Below are 13,420 nucleotides of genomic sequence, written 5' to 3' on the forward strand. Positions count from 1 at the left end.
GGCATGACGACACGCGTGGACGGCCTCTTCGTCTACCCGGTGAAGGGCCTGACCCCGCAGCCGCTCCCCCGCGTCGAGCTCACCGCCGGCCGCGGCGTCCCCTTCGACCGCACGATCGCCCTCGCCCGCCCCGGCGGCGCCTACCGGCCCGGCATGCGGCACGGCATCTCCAAGCGCGAGTACTTCGTCCTCGTCGCCGAGGCCCGCCTCGCCGGCCTGACCACGCACCTCGACCCCGACAGCGGAGTGCTCACCGTCGACGTCCGCGGCCACCGGGTCCTCTCCGCCGACCTCGGCGCGGAGGACGGACGGGCCGCACTGCGCTCCTTCGCCGCCCGCGTGCTCGACCTGCCGCCCGGCGTCGAGCCCGTGATCGCCCAGGACGCGGGGCGCCGCTACACCGACACGGCCCACAACTCCGACATCGAGATGGAGTACGTCTCGCTGATCAACCTGGCGAGCGTCCGCGACCTCGCCGGGCGCACCGGCCGGAGCGTCGATCCGCTGCGGTTCCGCGGGAACATCCACCTCGAGGGGCTGCCCGCGTGGAGCGAGCTCGAGCTGCTCGGGCGCGAGCTCACCGCGGGCGGGCTGCGGCTGCGGATCACGAAGGCCACCGAGCGGTGCGCCGCGACCGAGGTCGAGCCGGGCACCGGTCGGCGCGACCTGCCGGTCCCTCGCCTGCTGCACGAGACCTACGGCCACGAGCTCCTCGGCGTCTACGCGGAGGTCCTCGACGGCGGCACGCTCGGCGTGGGCGACGAGCTGGTGCTCCGTGGTTGAGCTGCGGCTCGTGGTGGCCGAGCGCGAGGCGCTCACCCCGGCCGTCACCCGCTTCGTGCTGCGGAGCGAGGACGGCGCCCCGCTGCCCGGCTACTCCGCCGGCGCGCACCTCACGCTCACGACCCCCTCCGGCGAGCGCCGCAGCTACAGCCTCGTCGAGCCGGGATCCGCGGAGCCGTCGCACTACGCGATCGCGGTGCGCCGGGAGCCCGGGGGCCGGGGCGGATCGCGGAGCCTCCACGACGACGTCCGCGTCGGCGACGTCCTCTCCTCCGCGCCGCCCGCGAACACCTTCGTCCTCCGGCCCGCCGCCCGCTATCTCCTGATCGCCGGCGGGATCGGGGTCACCCCGATCCGCGCCATGGCCGCCGAGCTCCGGGCGCAGGGCTCGGCCGTGCAGGTCGTGTACCTCAGCCGCACCCCCGAGGACACCGCGTGGCTCGACGAGTTCTCCGCCGACGGCTCCCTCGTGCACCACAGTGCGATCCACGGCCGGCTCGACCTCTGGCCGCTCGTCGCCGAGCCCGACGACGACACCCGGATCTACTGCTGCGGTCCGTCCGCGCTGATCGACGAGGTCCTCGCCCTCACGATGCACTGGCGCCCGAGCCGGATCCACGTCGAGGACTTCGCGGGCGTCGACGCCGTCGGCGACCGGGCCGTCCCCTTCGCCGCCGTCTGGGAGCCGACCGGAGCCGTTGTGGAGGTCCCGGCCGACCGCTCGCTCCTCACCGCGCTCCGCTCCTCCGGGATCGACGTCGACTCCTCCTGCGAGTCGGGCACGTGCGGCACCTGCCGCCTGCGCCTCGTCGGCGGGACGGCGGAGCACCGCGACCTGGTGCTGACCCCCGAGGAGCAGGACCGCTGGATCATGCCGTGCGTCTCGCGCTCCGCCGGCGGCGAGCTGGTCGTCGCCCCGGAATGACGGAGCGACGGGGCCGGGCCCCACGCACGCCGGCCGACACGCGTCGGCCGTCGTGTGACGCCGTGTGACGGGCGCCCGGCGCCCGGTCCCCCGCATGCCTAGGCTCCCGGACGGGGGACCACGACCGTCACGACCGAAGGACTTCCGATGACCAGCACCTCCGTCCGCACCCAGCTCGACGAGTTCACCGTCGGCTTCGACGAGACGGTCGGCCCCGAGCTCGCCGCCGTCTTCTCCGGCGAGCGCGACGACCTCGTCGCCGTCGGCGCCCCGAGCGGAGCCGTCACCGCCGGCGACGCGCTCCCCGCCGCCTCCGTCGTGACCGTCGACGGCGACACCGTCGACCTCGCGGACGTCCTCGGCGCGGGCCCGGCCGTCCTCGTCTTCTACCGCGGAGCCTGGTGCCCGTACTGCAACATCACGCTCAAGCACTACAACGAGACCCTCGCCCCCGAGCTCGCGTCGCGCGGAGTCGCCCTCGTCGCGATCAGCCCGCAGACCCCCGACGGGTCGCGCGCGGCGGTCGCGAACGGCGACCTGGGCTTCACCGTCGTCTCCGACCCCGGCAACACGCTCGCGAGCGCTCTCGGCATCGTCACCGCCCCCAGCGGCGAGGCGCAGGAGGCGCACACCGCGCTCGGCTTCGCCGTGAAGGACAGCAACGCCGACGACACCCCGGCCGTCCCGTACCCGACCGTCCTGGTCGTCGACGCCGACCGGATCGTCCGCACGGCGGACGTGCACGTCGACTACACGACGCGCACGGAGACCGAGGAGATCCTCGCCGCCGTCGACGCGCTCTGACACCTCCGCTCGCACCCTGAGCACGCGCGGCGGTCGAGCGCACCCCCTCGCCCGCCGCACCGCCGCTCCCTAGGCTCGACCCGTGACAGCGGAGACGGACGTGCTCGTGGTCGGCGGCGGTCCGGTCGGACTCCTGCTCGGCGCGCTCCTGGCGCGGGCCGGAGTGGACGTGCAGGTGTGGGAGCGGCGCTCCTCGGTGCCGCGCGGCTCGCGGGCGATCGGCATCCATCCGCCGTCGCTCGACGCGTTCGCGGCGGTCGGCGCCGATGCTCCCGTGCTGGCCGAGGCCACCCGGGTCCGCGAGGGCGTCGCGCGCAGCCGGGGCCGCACCCTCGGCACGCTCTCGTTCGCACGCGCCTCCGCGACGCACCCCTACGTCGTCACCCTCGACCAGCACCGCACCGAGGCGATCCTCCGCGAGCGCCTGGAGGCGGCGTCCCCGGACGCGCTGCGCCCCGGGGTCGCGCTGACCGGCCTGCTCCGTCGCGGCTCCACCGTCGAGGCGACCGGCACCGGACCGGGCGGCGAGCCGGTCTCCGTCCGCGCCGCCTTCGTCGTGGGAGCCGACGGCGCCCGCAGCACCGTCCGCGACCTGCTCGGGATCCGCACCACAGGCCGCGACTACCCGGACCGCTACGTGATGGGCGACTTCGCCGACCCCGAGCCCGGCGGTCTCACCGGCACCGCGCTGGTCGACGTCGGCCCGGCCGGAGTGGTGGAGTCCTTCCCGCTGCCGGGCGGCCGGCGCCGGTACGTCGCCCTGAGCGGCCCCGACCGCTCTCTCGGCGCCCCCGCCTGGCGGCCCGAGGAGGCCCCCGACCAGGAGGCCGCGCGCGCCCTGGCCGCCGCTGTCCGCGACCGGACGGGCGCCGACGCCGACCCGGAGACCTGCACGATGCTCAGCGGATTCCAGGTGCGGCGCCGCGAGGCCGAGCTGATGGGCGTCGGCCGCGTCGTGCTCATCGGCGACGCCGCGCACGAGATCAGTCCGATCGGCGGGCAGGGCATGAACCTCGGCTGGCTCGACGCCGCCGAGCTCGCCCCGCTCCTGGCCGGTGCCGTGCGCCGCGGCGAGGCCGGCCCCTGGCCCGGCTTCGCCCGGCGGCGCACCACCGCGGCCCGGCGCGCGGCGCGGCAGGCGGAGGCGAACATGGCGCTCGGACGCCCGCTCGGCACGCTCGCGCACCGCGGCCGCGAGGCGTTCCTCCGCACCGCCCTCGCCCTGCCGACCTCGGACCTGCTCGCCCGCGTCTACGCGATGCGCTGGTCCTGAGGTCGCGGGCGGCCGGTCAGCCGACCAGCCGCGCGCCCGCCAGCCCGAGCTCGACCACCAGCACGAGCGAGGCCGCGATCACCAGCCGGAACAGGGTGCGCGTGGGCGGGCCGGTCAGCACCAGGCGGATGCCCGCCGCGGCGAGCACGACCATCGCGAGGGTCCCGATCACCGCGAGCACCACGCCCGTCCCGCGCACCGGCTGGTCGCCGACGAGCTGTCCGACGAGCACGAGCAGCGCGGCGACCACCAGCGACCCGAAGGCGACGACTCCGGAGAGCCGCAGGCCGAGGCGGTGCGGGAAGCCGCGGACCCCGGTGGCCTCGTCGTCGACCAGGTCGGGGAGCACGTTCGTGCAGTGGATCGCGACGCCGAACACGGCGCCGGTCGCGATCGCCCACCAGGCAGGGAGCCGGCCGTCGCCCGCCGCCACCGCCACCACCGGCAGCAGCCCGAAGGCGACCACGAACGGAGCGACCGACCAGACCGTGCGCTTGAGCCCCGCGTCGTAGGCCCAGCCCGCGGCGACCAGCACCAGGTGCGCGACCGCGGCGACCGGTCCGAGCAGCAGCGAGAGCACCACGGCGGCCGCGGCCGTCCCCAGTGCGGCGGCGCGGACGGCGCCCACGCCGATCAGCCCCTGCGCGACCGGCTTGTCGGTGCGCCCCACCGCGCGGTCGCGGTCGGCGTCGATCCAGTCGTTCGCGAGCCCGATCGAGAGCTGCCCGAGCAGCACGGCGAGCGCCACCAGCACGACCTGCCCGAGCGGATGCCCGGACGCCGCCGCGATCACGGTCGCCAGCACGGTGACCGTCACGGTCGGCCCGGGGTGCGACGAGGCCAGCAGGAGTCGCACCCGGGACGTCATCCCGCCAGCCTACGGTCGCGGCGGCACAGCGGGGCGCCGGTCGCGCTCCCCGCCCCGGAGCGGGATCCAGCGTGGTCCGAGCGCGGCGCCCGCATCCGCCCGCGACGGGAATGGCCCGGGATGGGGCAGGGTTGCACCACCCGGCATCCCGACTCAGGAAGAAGGCCTCGTGGACCTCGTGCACTGGCTGTTCGACGCGCAGATCGTCATCGGCGAGCAGACCGTCCTCTGGCGGGAGGTCATCGGCAACGTCTTCGGGCTCCTCAGCGCCCTCGGCGGGATGCGGCGGAAGGTCTGGGCCTGGCCCGTCGGCCTCATCGGCAACGTGCTGCTGTTCACGGTCTTCATGGGCGCCCTGTTCGGCACTCCGAACCCCGTCAACCTGCTCGGCCAGGCCGGGCGGCAGGTGATGTTCATCCTGGTCAGCGTCTACGGCTGGTACCGGTGGACCCACCGCCCCGACGACTCGACCACCTTGATCGAACCGCGCTGGGCGTCGTGGCGCACCCGCGGCCTGCTGGTGCTCGGGATGGTCGGCGGCACCGCGGTGCTGACCCCGGTGTTCCGCGCGCTCGGCTCCTACGAGCCGGTCTGGAGCGACGCGTGGATCTTCGTCGGCTCCGTCCTCGCCACCTACGGCATGGCGAAGGGCTGGACCGAGTTCTGGCTCATCTGGGTGGCCGTCGACCTGGTCGGCGTGCCGCTGCTGTTCTCGGCCGGCTACTACGCGTCGGGGCTGATGTACGTCTTCTACGGCGCGTTCACCCTGGTCGGGTTCTTCGTCTGGATGCGGCAGGGCACCCGTCCGTCCGCCGCTCCGATCACGGTCGGCTAGCTCTAGCAGCCCGCCGCCGCCGGCGGAAGTGGCCGTGCGGGAGGCGCTGTCGGTGGTCCACTGGTAGCGGAGGCGCCCGCCTCCCCCACCCGGAACGGACGCCATGCTCTCCCTCGTCTACTCCAGCCGCACCTCCGCCGGCTTCACGGACGCCGACCTCCCCGCGCTGCTCGCCCAGTGCCGCGCGAACAACGAGCGCCTCGGCCTGACCGGCATGCTCCTGCACCGCGACGGCCGATTCCTCCAGGTGCTCGAGGGGCCGGACGCGGTCCTGCGCGAGCGGATGGCCGTCATCGCCGCCGATGAGCGCCACGCGCAGCTGCGCACCCTCCTCGAGGAGCCGATCCGGGAGCGGCTGTTCCCGGAGTGGTCGATGGCGTTCGAGTCCGCCGCCGACGCCGACGCCGCCGGGCTCCGCACCTCCTTCGACGACCTCGACGACGCCGAGGCCGAGAGCGCGACGCTCCCGGCCCTGCGCGAGCTCATCCGCTTCTTCCGCGAGCGGAGCTAGGCGGAGCTGGGCGGAGCTGGGCGGAGCTGGGCGGAGCGATACGGGACGCCGGGATCGCGGCCGGTCCGACGCCGGAACCCGGCGCCCGTCAGTCCTCCGCCGAGGGAGGAGCGGGCCGGTCGAGCCGCGCCAGGAGCGGGGCGAAGCCGTCGCCGAACAGGGCGCTCAGCGGCTCGCCGAACCAGAACCGCCAGACGGCGTCGAGCTCCTCGCCGGTGATCCGTCCTCGGCGCAGGAGGATGCTCGCGATCGGGGCCGCCTCAGACGCGTACTCCTCGCGGGGAGCGCCGTCCTCGCGACCCGGCTCGAGTCCATACGGATCGACCGCGTCCAGCTCCCGCAGGACGGCCGCCAGCATCGCGTCACGGCGTTCCGCGGTCGCGCCGTCCTGATCCGTCGGTGCACCGCTGGTCCCCGCGAGAAGGTAGCTAGCCCACTCCTCGTCGTCCATTCGTCGTCTCCGATCTCTCTGGATGCCGCGCCTTCTCGAGGCCTTTCTCTTCTTTCGGCGCCGGCTTGTCGAGGCACGGGGGAACCGCCTCTCCGACGGCTTGTCATTCCCCCGCGAGAAAGGCGCGGACGCCTTCCAGCGTCAGTCCCGAGGCGACGGCGAGCCGATGCTCTCCGGCCCCGAGTCGGGCGGCTCCGCGGAGGGCCGCGGCCCTTTCTCCGCCCTCGCCGGAAGTCCCGCTCCGGAATGCCGCGAATTCCGCGGACACCTTATCGAGGGCGTCGACGACATCGCCGGACACGCTCTCCGGCGGCTCGCCGAGATCGATGCGCCAGCCTCTCCCGGACTTCTCGTCGCTGTCGTTCACACGCGGGAAAGTACCCCGGACCGCAGGGTGGCGCCTGTGATCGCCCGACGCCGTCGCGCCCCAGGGATCCGTCGTCGACTTCCGAGCGCACACGCCTCCCGGTCCGGAGAGGACGGCCTTCGAGGACTGTCCCGCGGACCTCGTCGCCGTGCTCCGCACCGATGCGGCCTTCGCCTCGGCCGAGGTCTTCGACGGCTGACCCGACCGCGGCGACCACCCGCTGCGACGACCGCGGGGCGGAGGCGCGGATCGCGTCGTTCCGGCGCGACCGCACCAGCGGTGCCGGAACGTCCGGCCGATCCGGGAGCGGCACCCGTCCGAGCCGTCGAGGTTCCGTCGGTGTGCAGGCCCCCGCGCCGAGGGACGTAAAGTGTGCTCACACGCGCCCGCGGACGGGCGAGCCGCCCGTAAGGGCGCCCCGGTCCTGCGTCGGAGGCGCCGATCACAGAGAGCCGCGGTGCCCGATGCCGGAAGACAAGCCCGCGTCGCGGGCGCCGAGCATCTACGACGTCGCCCGCGCGGCCGGCGTCTCGCACCAGACCGTCTCCCGGGTCCTGAACGACCACCCGAGCCTGCGCGCCGAGACGAAGAAGCGCGTGCTCGAGGTCATGGCCGAGCTCGACTACCGCCCCAACCTCGCCGCGCGGGCACTGGTCACCAGCCGCACCCGCACCGTCGGCGTGCTGTCCTCGCAGAGCCTGCAGTACGGTCCGGCCTCCAGCATCCAGGCCATCGAGGTGGCGGCGCGCGACGCGGGCTACCTCGTGGTCACGGCCAACGTCGACGGCACCGACGGCGCGTCGATCCAGGCCGGGATCCGGCATCTGCTCAACCAGGCGGTCGAGGGCCTCGTGGTCGTAGCGCCGCAGATCCGCGTCTTCGACATCCTCTCCGGAGTCGCGCTGCGCATCCCGCACGTGACGCTGCAGACGAGCGAGGACGACCGCGACGACGCGCTCTACGTCGACCAGATGGCCGGCGCCCGCATCGCCACCGGGCACCTGATCGACCTCGGGCACACCGAGATCGTGCACCTCGCCGGCCCGCAGGACTGGATCGAGGCCGAGGCGCGGATGCGCGGCTACCTCGCCGAGCTCGACCACCGCTCGATCCCGCTGCGCCCGCCGCTGCTCGGCGACTGGAGCGCCGAGCGCGGCCACCGCGTGGGCCTCGAGCTCTCGCGCTTCCTCGACTTCACCGCGGTGTTCGCGGGGAACGACCAGATGGCGCTCGGACTGATGAGCGCGTTCCACGAGCGCGGCGTCCGCGTGCCGGAGGACGTCAGCGTCATCGGCTTCGACGACATCCCCGAGGCGGCGTTCTACTGGCCGCCGCTGACCAGCGTCCGCCAGGACTTCGTGGAGCTCGGACGCCGGTGCGTGGCCGCGCTGCTCAGCCTGATCGAGGGCGACCGGCCGGAGAAGGCGGCGCCGATCGCTCCGCAGCTGGTCGTCCGCGGATCCACGGCCGTCCCCCGGAGCGCGAGCGTCACCGCCTCGCGCTGACCGGCGGCCGCGACGCCCTCGCGCCGCGACCGCCCGGGATCACTCGCCGTGAGCAGCGATCGACACGTCGTTCCAGCGCTTCCAGGTCTCGAGGCGCGACTCGTAGTCCGCCGTCGCGATGCCCAGCGGCGCGCGTCCGAAGAAGATCCGCAGTGGCGGCTCGTCCGCGTCCACGACCGCGAGGATCCCGAGACGCGAGGCCCGCGGGTCGCCCTGCTGAGCGGCCGAGGGGCGTCGGCTCGCGGCCTCGCGGACCTCGTCGTACGCGGCGATCGGCTCGCTGCGCGACGCGGAGGGACCGGACCAGTCGGTCGAGTACCCGCCGGGCTCGACGAGGGTCACGTGGATCCCGAAGCCGGCGACCTCGGCGGCCAGCGACTGGGTGAAGCCCTCGAGCGCCCACTTCGACGCGTGGTACGCGCCGATCGAGGGGAATGCGCTGATGCCGCCGATGCTGGACACCTGCACGATGTGCCCCGAGCCCTGCTCGCGGAGGATCGGCAGCGCGGCCTGGGTGACCCAGAGGGCGCCGAAGACATTGGTCTCGAGCTGCGCGCGGACCTCCTCCTCGGTGAGCTCCTCGATCATGCCGAAGTGCCCGTAGCCGGCGTTGTTGATCACGACGTCCAGCCGGCCGAACCGCTCGGCCGCAGCCTGCACAGCGGCGAAGCCGGCCGCGCGGTCGGTCACGTCGAGGGTCAGCGGGAGGAACGTGTCCGGGTACTCCTCGACGAGGGCGTCGAGGGTCTCGATCCGGCGGGCGGTGCCGGCGACCGAGTCGCCGCGCTCGAGCGCCGCCTCGGCCCACTCGCGGCCGAAGCCCTTCGAGGCGCCGGTGATGAACCAGGTCTTCGTCATGGTGTGCGTCCTTTCGACAGTGCTGGACGCAACGCCGACGGCTCCGGCTCCCTTCCGGGGCCGGGGACCCTTGACAGCACCGCTCCGAGGGCGGACGACGCGCCGCCGGTGTCCCGTTACCGAGTCGAGACGTACGCGTTGACACGAACGGCGCCGTCGGGTCTAGCATGACGCAATGTGATCGCTCACATGGCATCACATCTCCGCCCCGATCCCGAGGGCGGCCCTGCATCCACTGCATTCAATGACGAAGGAATCACAGTGACCACAATGAAGCGCGCTCTCATCGCCGGCATCGCCGGCGGAGCGATGATCCTCTCCCTCGCCGCCTGCTCCTCCGGAACCGGTGGCGGCTCGGGCTCGGGATCCGGCGACGGCGGCCTCGTCGGCGTCGCGATGCCGACCAAGTCGTCCGAGCGCTGGATCGCTGACGGCAACAACGTCAAGTCGCAGCTCGAGGAGGCCGGCTACCAGGTCGACCTGCAGTACGCCGAGGATGACATCCCCACCCAGGTCTCGCAGCTCGAGAACATGATCACCAAGGGCGCCAAGGCCCTGATCGTCGCCTCGATCGACGGCACCACCCTCACGAGCGTGCTCGAGGAGGCCAAGGCCAACGACATCCCCGTCATCGCCTACGACCGCCTCATCCGCGACTCCGAGAACGTGGACTACTACGCCACGTTCGACAACTACAAGGTGGGCGTCCAGCAGGCCACCTCGCTCCTCGCGGGCCTCGGTCTCACCGACCTCACCGGCGCGAAGGCCGCCGACGCCCCCGCCGGCCCGTTCAACGTCGAGCTGTTCGCCGGCAGCCCCGATGACAACAACGCCACGTTCTTCTTCAACGGCGCGATGGACACCCTCCAGCCGTACATCGACGACAAGACGCTCGTCGTGAAGTCCGGCGAGACCGACTTCAACACCGTCGCCACGCTGCGCTGGGACGGCGAGGTCGCCCAGAGCCGCATGGAGGACATCCTCACCAAGACGTACTCCGACGGCTCCAAGGTCCAGGGCGTCCTCTCGCCCTACGACGGCCTCAGCCGCGGCATCATCTCGGCTCTGACCGACGCCGGCTACACCGTCGGCTCCGACTTCCCGATCATCACCGGTCAGGACGCCGAGCTCGACTCCGTCAAGGCGATCATCGCCGGCGAGCAGTACGCGACCATCTACAAGGACACCCGCGAGCTCGCCAAGGAGGCCGTGAAGATGGCTCAGGCCGTGCTCGAGGGCACCGAGCCCGAGGTCAACGACACCGACACCTACGACAACGGCAAGAAGGTCGTCCCGTCCTTCCTGCTCGAGCCGGTCATCGTCACCAAGGACCAGATCCAGTCCGTCCTCGTCGACGGCGGCTACTACACCGACGCGGAAGTGAACGGCTAGTCCTCTCTCCTCACCCGAGAAGGAACACCCCGGGAGGGCGCCCACTGGGCGCCCTCCCCCACTACGAAGGAAGGGAGGCGGCGTGACCTCGAACATCCTCGAGATGCGCGGCATCACCAAGACGTTCCCGGGCGTGAAGGCGCTCCAGGACGTCACGCTCAACGCACAGCGCGGCGAAGTCCACGCGATCTGCGGGGAGAACGGCGCCGGCAAGTCGACGCTGATGAAGGTCCTGTCGGGCGTCTACCCGCACGGCACCTACGAGGGCGACATCGTCTTCGAGGACGAGGTGATGCAGTTCTCCAGCATCCGCGACTCGGAGGCGAAGGGCATCGTCATCATCCACCAGGAGCTGGCCCTCAGCCCCTACCTCTCCATCGCGGAGAACATCTTCCTCGGCAACGAGGTGCGCGGCTTCGGCGGCCTGATCGACTGGAACAAGACCAACCAGGAGGCGGCGGCGCTGCTGGCCCGCGTGGGTCTGCGCGAGAACCCGACCACCAAGATCATGGAGATCGGAGTCGGCAAGCAGCAGCTCGTCGAGATCGCGAAGGCGCTCTCCAAGCGGGTCAAGCTGCTCATCCTCGACGAGCCCACCGCGGCCCTGAACGACGAGGACTCGGACCATCTGCTCGACCTGATCCTGCACCTCAAGGAGCAGGGCATCACGTCGATCATCATCAGCCACAAGCTGAACGAGATCAAGAAGATCGCGGACACCGTCACGGTCATCCGCGACGGCAAGACCATCGAGACGATCGCGCACGACGACGTCACCGAGGACCGCATCATCAAGGACATGGTCGGCCGCGACCTCGACCACCGCTACCCGGACCACACGCCGCACATCGGCGAGGAGATCCTGCGCGTGGTCGACTGGACGGCCCACCACCCCCAGGACCCGACCCGCGTCATGGTGGACAAGGTCAACCTGTCGGTCCACCGCGGCGAGATCGTCGGCATCGCCGGGCTCATGGGCGCCGGGCGCACCGAGTTCGCGATGAGCCTCTTCGGCCGCTCCTACGGCAGCCGCATCTCCGGCCAGGTGTTCAAGGCCGGCAAGGAGATCAAGATCCGCAACGTCTCGGAGGCGATCGCCCACGGGCTCGCCTACGCGACCGAGGACCGCAAGCACTACGGCCTCAACCTCATCGACGACATCAAGCGGAACATCTCGCTCGCTTCGCTCGACAAGGTCGCCCGCGGCGGACTCGTCGACGACAACCGCGAGTTCGAGGTCGCCAACGAGTACCGCGGCAGCATGAACATCAAGTCGCCGACCGTGCTCGCCAAGACCGGGAAGCTCTCCGGCGGCAACCAGCAGAAGGTCGTCCTGTCGAAGTGGATCTACTCCGACCCGGACGTCCTCATCCTCGACGAGCCCACCCGCGGCATCGACGTGGGTGCGAAGTACGAGATCTACACCATCATCAACCGGCTCGCGGCGCAGGGTAAGGGGATCATCGTCATCTCCTCCGAGCTGCCGGAGCTGCTCGGCATCTGCGACCGCGTCTACGCGCTGTCGGAGGGCCGGATCACGGGCGAGCTGCCCATCGCCGAGGCGACGCCCGAGGCGGTCCTCACCCTCATGACCCAGGAGAAGCAACGATGACCGATCTGCAGAACGAACCGTCCACCGCGGCCGGTGCGCAGGTGAAGCCCACCGAGAACGCCTTCACGAAGCGCCTCAGCCACGTGCTGGGCGACCTCGGCAAGAACGGCATCTTCATCGCCCTCATCGTGGTGGTGCTGCTGTTCGAGGTGATGACCGGCGGAATCCTCCTCCGCCCCCAGAACATCTCGAACCTGATCGTCCAGAACGGCTACATCCTGATCCTCGCCATCGGCATGGTGATGGTCATCGTGGCCGGGCACATCGACCTCTCGGTCGGCTCGGTCGCGGCGTTCGTCGGAGCGATCTCGGGCGTCTTCGCGGTCAACATGGGTCTCCCGTGGTGGCTGTCGATCATCCTCTCCCTCCTCATCGGCGCCCTGGTCGGAGCGTGGCAGGGCTTCTGGATCGCCTACGTCGGAATCCCGGCGTTCATCGTGACCCTGGCGGGCATGCTGATCTTCCGCGGCCTGGCGCTCGTCGTCCTCGGCAACGCGAACATCGGCTCCTTCCCGACCGAGTACCGCGCGCTGGGCAACGGCTTCCTCACCGACCTGTTCGGCGAGACCGATCTCGACCCGCTGTCGCTCGTCATCGGCGCGCTCGCGATCGTCGCCTTCGCCGTGCAGTCCGTGCGCACCCGCCGCGGCCGCCAGAAGTACGCGCAGAGCGTCGAGCCGGGCGCCTGGTTCGTCACCAAGCTCGTCCTCGTCTCCGTCGTGATCGCGGCCTTCTCCTTCGCGCTGGCCACCTTCAAGGGCATCCCGGTCACCCTGATCGTGCTCGCCGTGCTCGTCCTGATCTACGGCGTGGTCATGAACCGCTCCGTCTTCGGTCGCCACGTCTACGCGATCGGCGGCAACCTGCACGCCGCGGAGCTGTCCGGCATCAAGACCCGCAACGTCACCTTCTGGCTGTTCGTCAACATGGGCGTCCTCGCGGCGCTGGCCGGCCTCGTCTTCACCGCGCGACTCAACCTCGCCGGCCCGAAGGCGGGCGACGGCTTCGAGCTCGAGGCCATCTCGGCCGCGTTCATCGGCGGCGCGGCGGTCCAGGGCGGCGTCGGCACCATCGGCGGCGCGATCATCGGTGGCCTCATCATCGGCGTCCTGAACAACGGCATGTCGATCATGGGCATCGGCATCGAGTGGCAGCAGGCGGTCAAGGGCCTCGTGCTCCTGCTCGCGGTCGCCTTCGACGTCTACAACAAGCGCCGCTCGGGCGGACGCTAGGCCC

Annotated in this window: 14 protein-coding genes; 10 read left to right on the forward strand and 4 right to left on the reverse strand. The window is 71.8% G+C overall.

Features of this window, described 5'->3' with window-relative positions:
* Window positions 1-3 precede the first annotated feature (3 nt).
* The 4 genes from C5D66_RS09900 (at window position 4) to C5D66_RS09915 (ending at window position 3,785) form a co-directional block, all read left to right on the forward strand.
* Window positions 4-783 (forward strand): MOSC domain-containing protein, encoded by a 780-nt coding sequence (locus C5D66_RS09900; protein WP_181028821.1) that lies wholly within the window; start codon window positions 4-6, stop codon window positions 781-783.
* Window positions 776-1,708: a PDR/VanB family oxidoreductase gene (locus C5D66_RS09905; RefSeq protein ID WP_104256391.1), complete on the forward strand. Its 933-nt coding sequence runs from the start codon at window positions 776-778 to the stop codon at window positions 1,706-1,708. Before C5D66_RS09900 ends, C5D66_RS09905 begins: the two co-directional genes overlap by 8 nt.
* Before the next feature lie 147 nt (window positions 1,709-1,855).
* Complete coding sequence (locus tag C5D66_RS09910) at window positions 1,856-2,512, forward strand: peroxiredoxin-like family protein (protein WP_104256392.1); 657 nt, start codon at window positions 1,856-1,858, stop codon at window positions 2,510-2,512.
* Between the two features lie 82 nt (window positions 2,513-2,594).
* Complete coding sequence (locus C5D66_RS09915; protein WP_104256393.1) at window positions 2,595-3,785, forward strand: NAD(P)/FAD-dependent oxidoreductase; 1,191 nt, start codon at window positions 2,595-2,597, stop codon at window positions 3,783-3,785.
* 16 nt (window positions 3,786-3,801) lie between these two features.
* Here the strand turns inward: C5D66_RS09915 and C5D66_RS09920 are convergent, their stop codons facing one another.
* Entirely contained in the window at window positions 3,802-4,653 is an 852-nt protein-coding gene (locus C5D66_RS09920) for a UbiA family prenyltransferase (protein ID WP_104256394.1), read from the reverse strand.
* A 169-nt stretch (window positions 4,654-4,822) separates the two neighbouring features.
* On the opposite strand from C5D66_RS09920, the gene pnuC reads away from it, so the two are divergent.
* Together pnuC and C5D66_RS09930 are read left to right on the forward strand one after the other, a co-directional pair.
* The gene (gene pnuC, locus C5D66_RS09925) at window positions 4,823-5,488 is read left to right on the forward strand and encodes a nicotinamide riboside transporter PnuC (protein ID WP_104227403.1); all 666 of its coding nucleotides are present in this window, start codon (window positions 4,823-4,825) and stop codon (window positions 5,486-5,488) included.
* Between the two features lie 103 nt (window positions 5,489-5,591).
* Window positions 5,592-5,999: a BLUF domain-containing protein gene (locus C5D66_RS09930; RefSeq protein ID WP_104227402.1), complete on the forward strand. Its 408-nt coding sequence runs from the start codon at window positions 5,592-5,594 to the stop codon at window positions 5,997-5,999.
* A gap of 88 nt (window positions 6,000-6,087) precedes the next feature.
* On the opposite strand, the gene C5D66_RS09935 is transcribed toward C5D66_RS09930, so the two are convergent.
* Window positions 6,088-6,450, reverse strand: a complete 363-nt coding sequence (locus C5D66_RS09935) for a hypothetical protein (protein WP_104256395.1) — start codon at window positions 6,448-6,450, stop codon at window positions 6,088-6,090.
* A gap of 103 nt (window positions 6,451-6,553) precedes the next feature.
* Window positions 6,554-6,817, reverse strand: coding sequence for a hypothetical protein (locus C5D66_RS09940; RefSeq protein ID WP_104256396.1), 264 nt, complete (start codon window positions 6,815-6,817; stop codon window positions 6,554-6,556).
* 464 nt (window positions 6,818-7,281) lie between these two features.
* Between C5D66_RS09940 and C5D66_RS09945 the strand changes: the two genes are divergently transcribed.
* Entirely contained in the window at window positions 7,282-8,322 is a 1,041-nt protein-coding gene (locus tag C5D66_RS09945) for a LacI family DNA-binding transcriptional regulator (RefSeq protein WP_104234510.1), read from the forward strand.
* A 39-nt stretch (window positions 8,323-8,361) separates the two neighbouring features.
* Here the strand turns inward: C5D66_RS09945 and C5D66_RS09950 are convergent, their stop codons facing one another.
* Complete coding sequence (locus C5D66_RS09950) at window positions 8,362-9,180, reverse strand: SDR family oxidoreductase (protein ID WP_104256397.1); 819 nt, start codon at window positions 9,178-9,180, stop codon at window positions 8,362-8,364.
* A gap of 270 nt (window positions 9,181-9,450) precedes the next feature.
* Here C5D66_RS09950 and chvE point away from each other — a divergent pair, with 270 nt between their 5' ends.
* The 3 genes from chvE (at window position 9,451) to mmsB (ending at window position 13,416) form a co-directional block, all read left to right on the forward strand.
* Entirely contained in the window at window positions 9,451-10,572 is a 1,122-nt protein-coding gene (gene chvE, locus C5D66_RS09955; RefSeq protein ID WP_104224984.1) for a multiple monosaccharide ABC transporter substrate-binding protein, read from the forward strand.
* 82 nt (window positions 10,573-10,654) lie between these two features.
* Window positions 10,655-12,184 (forward strand): multiple monosaccharide ABC transporter ATP-binding protein, encoded by a 1,530-nt coding sequence (mmsA, locus tag C5D66_RS09960; RefSeq protein WP_104256398.1) that lies wholly within the window; start codon window positions 10,655-10,657, stop codon window positions 12,182-12,184.
* Window positions 12,181-13,416 (forward strand): multiple monosaccharide ABC transporter permease, encoded by a 1,236-nt coding sequence (mmsB, locus tag C5D66_RS09965; protein ID WP_104227395.1) that lies wholly within the window; start codon window positions 12,181-12,183, stop codon window positions 13,414-13,416. The genes mmsA and mmsB overlap by 4 nt, the downstream gene beginning before the upstream one ends.
* The last annotated feature ends 4 nt before the right edge of the window (window positions 13,417-13,420 follow it).

The sequence above is a fragment of the Rathayibacter sp. AY1B4 genome, from assembly GCF_002932815.1.
Lineage (GTDB): Bacteria > Actinomycetota > Actinomycetes > Actinomycetales > Microbacteriaceae > Rathayibacter.

Bases quoted from the DNA above. Each gene is read 5' to 3' on its own strand.
- C5D66_RS09945 (WP_104234510.1), top strand. From the start codon at position 7,282: ATGCCGGAAGACAAGCCCGCGTCGCGGGCGCCGAGCATCTACGACGTC.
- C5D66_RS09910 (WP_104256392.1), top strand. From the start codon at position 1,856: ATGACCAGCACCTCCGTCCGCACCCAGCTCGACGAGTTCACCGTCGGC.
- mmsB (WP_104227395.1), top strand. From the start codon at position 12,181: ATGACCGATCTGCAGAACGAACCGTCCACCGCGGCCGGTGCGCAGGTG.
- C5D66_RS09930 (WP_104227402.1), top strand. From the start codon at position 5,592: ATGCTCTCCCTCGTCTACTCCAGCCGCACCTCCGCCGGCTTCACGGAC.
- chvE (WP_104224984.1), top strand. From the start codon at position 9,451: ATGAAGCGCGCTCTCATCGCCGGCATCGCCGGCGGAGCGATGATCCTC.
- C5D66_RS09900 (WP_181028821.1), top strand. From the start codon at position 4: ATGACGACACGCGTGGACGGCCTCTTCGTCTACCCGGTGAAGGGCCTG.
- C5D66_RS09920 (WP_104256394.1), bottom strand. From the start codon at position 4,653: ATGACGTCCCGGGTGCGACTCCTGCTGGCCTCGTCGCACCCCGGGCCG.
- C5D66_RS09950 (WP_104256397.1), bottom strand. From the start codon at position 9,180: ATGACGAAGACCTGGTTCATCACCGGCGCCTCGAAGGGCTTCGGCCGC.
- C5D66_RS09935 (WP_104256395.1), bottom strand. From the start codon at position 6,450: ATGGACGACGAGGAGTGGGCTAGCTACCTTCTCGCGGGGACCAGCGGT.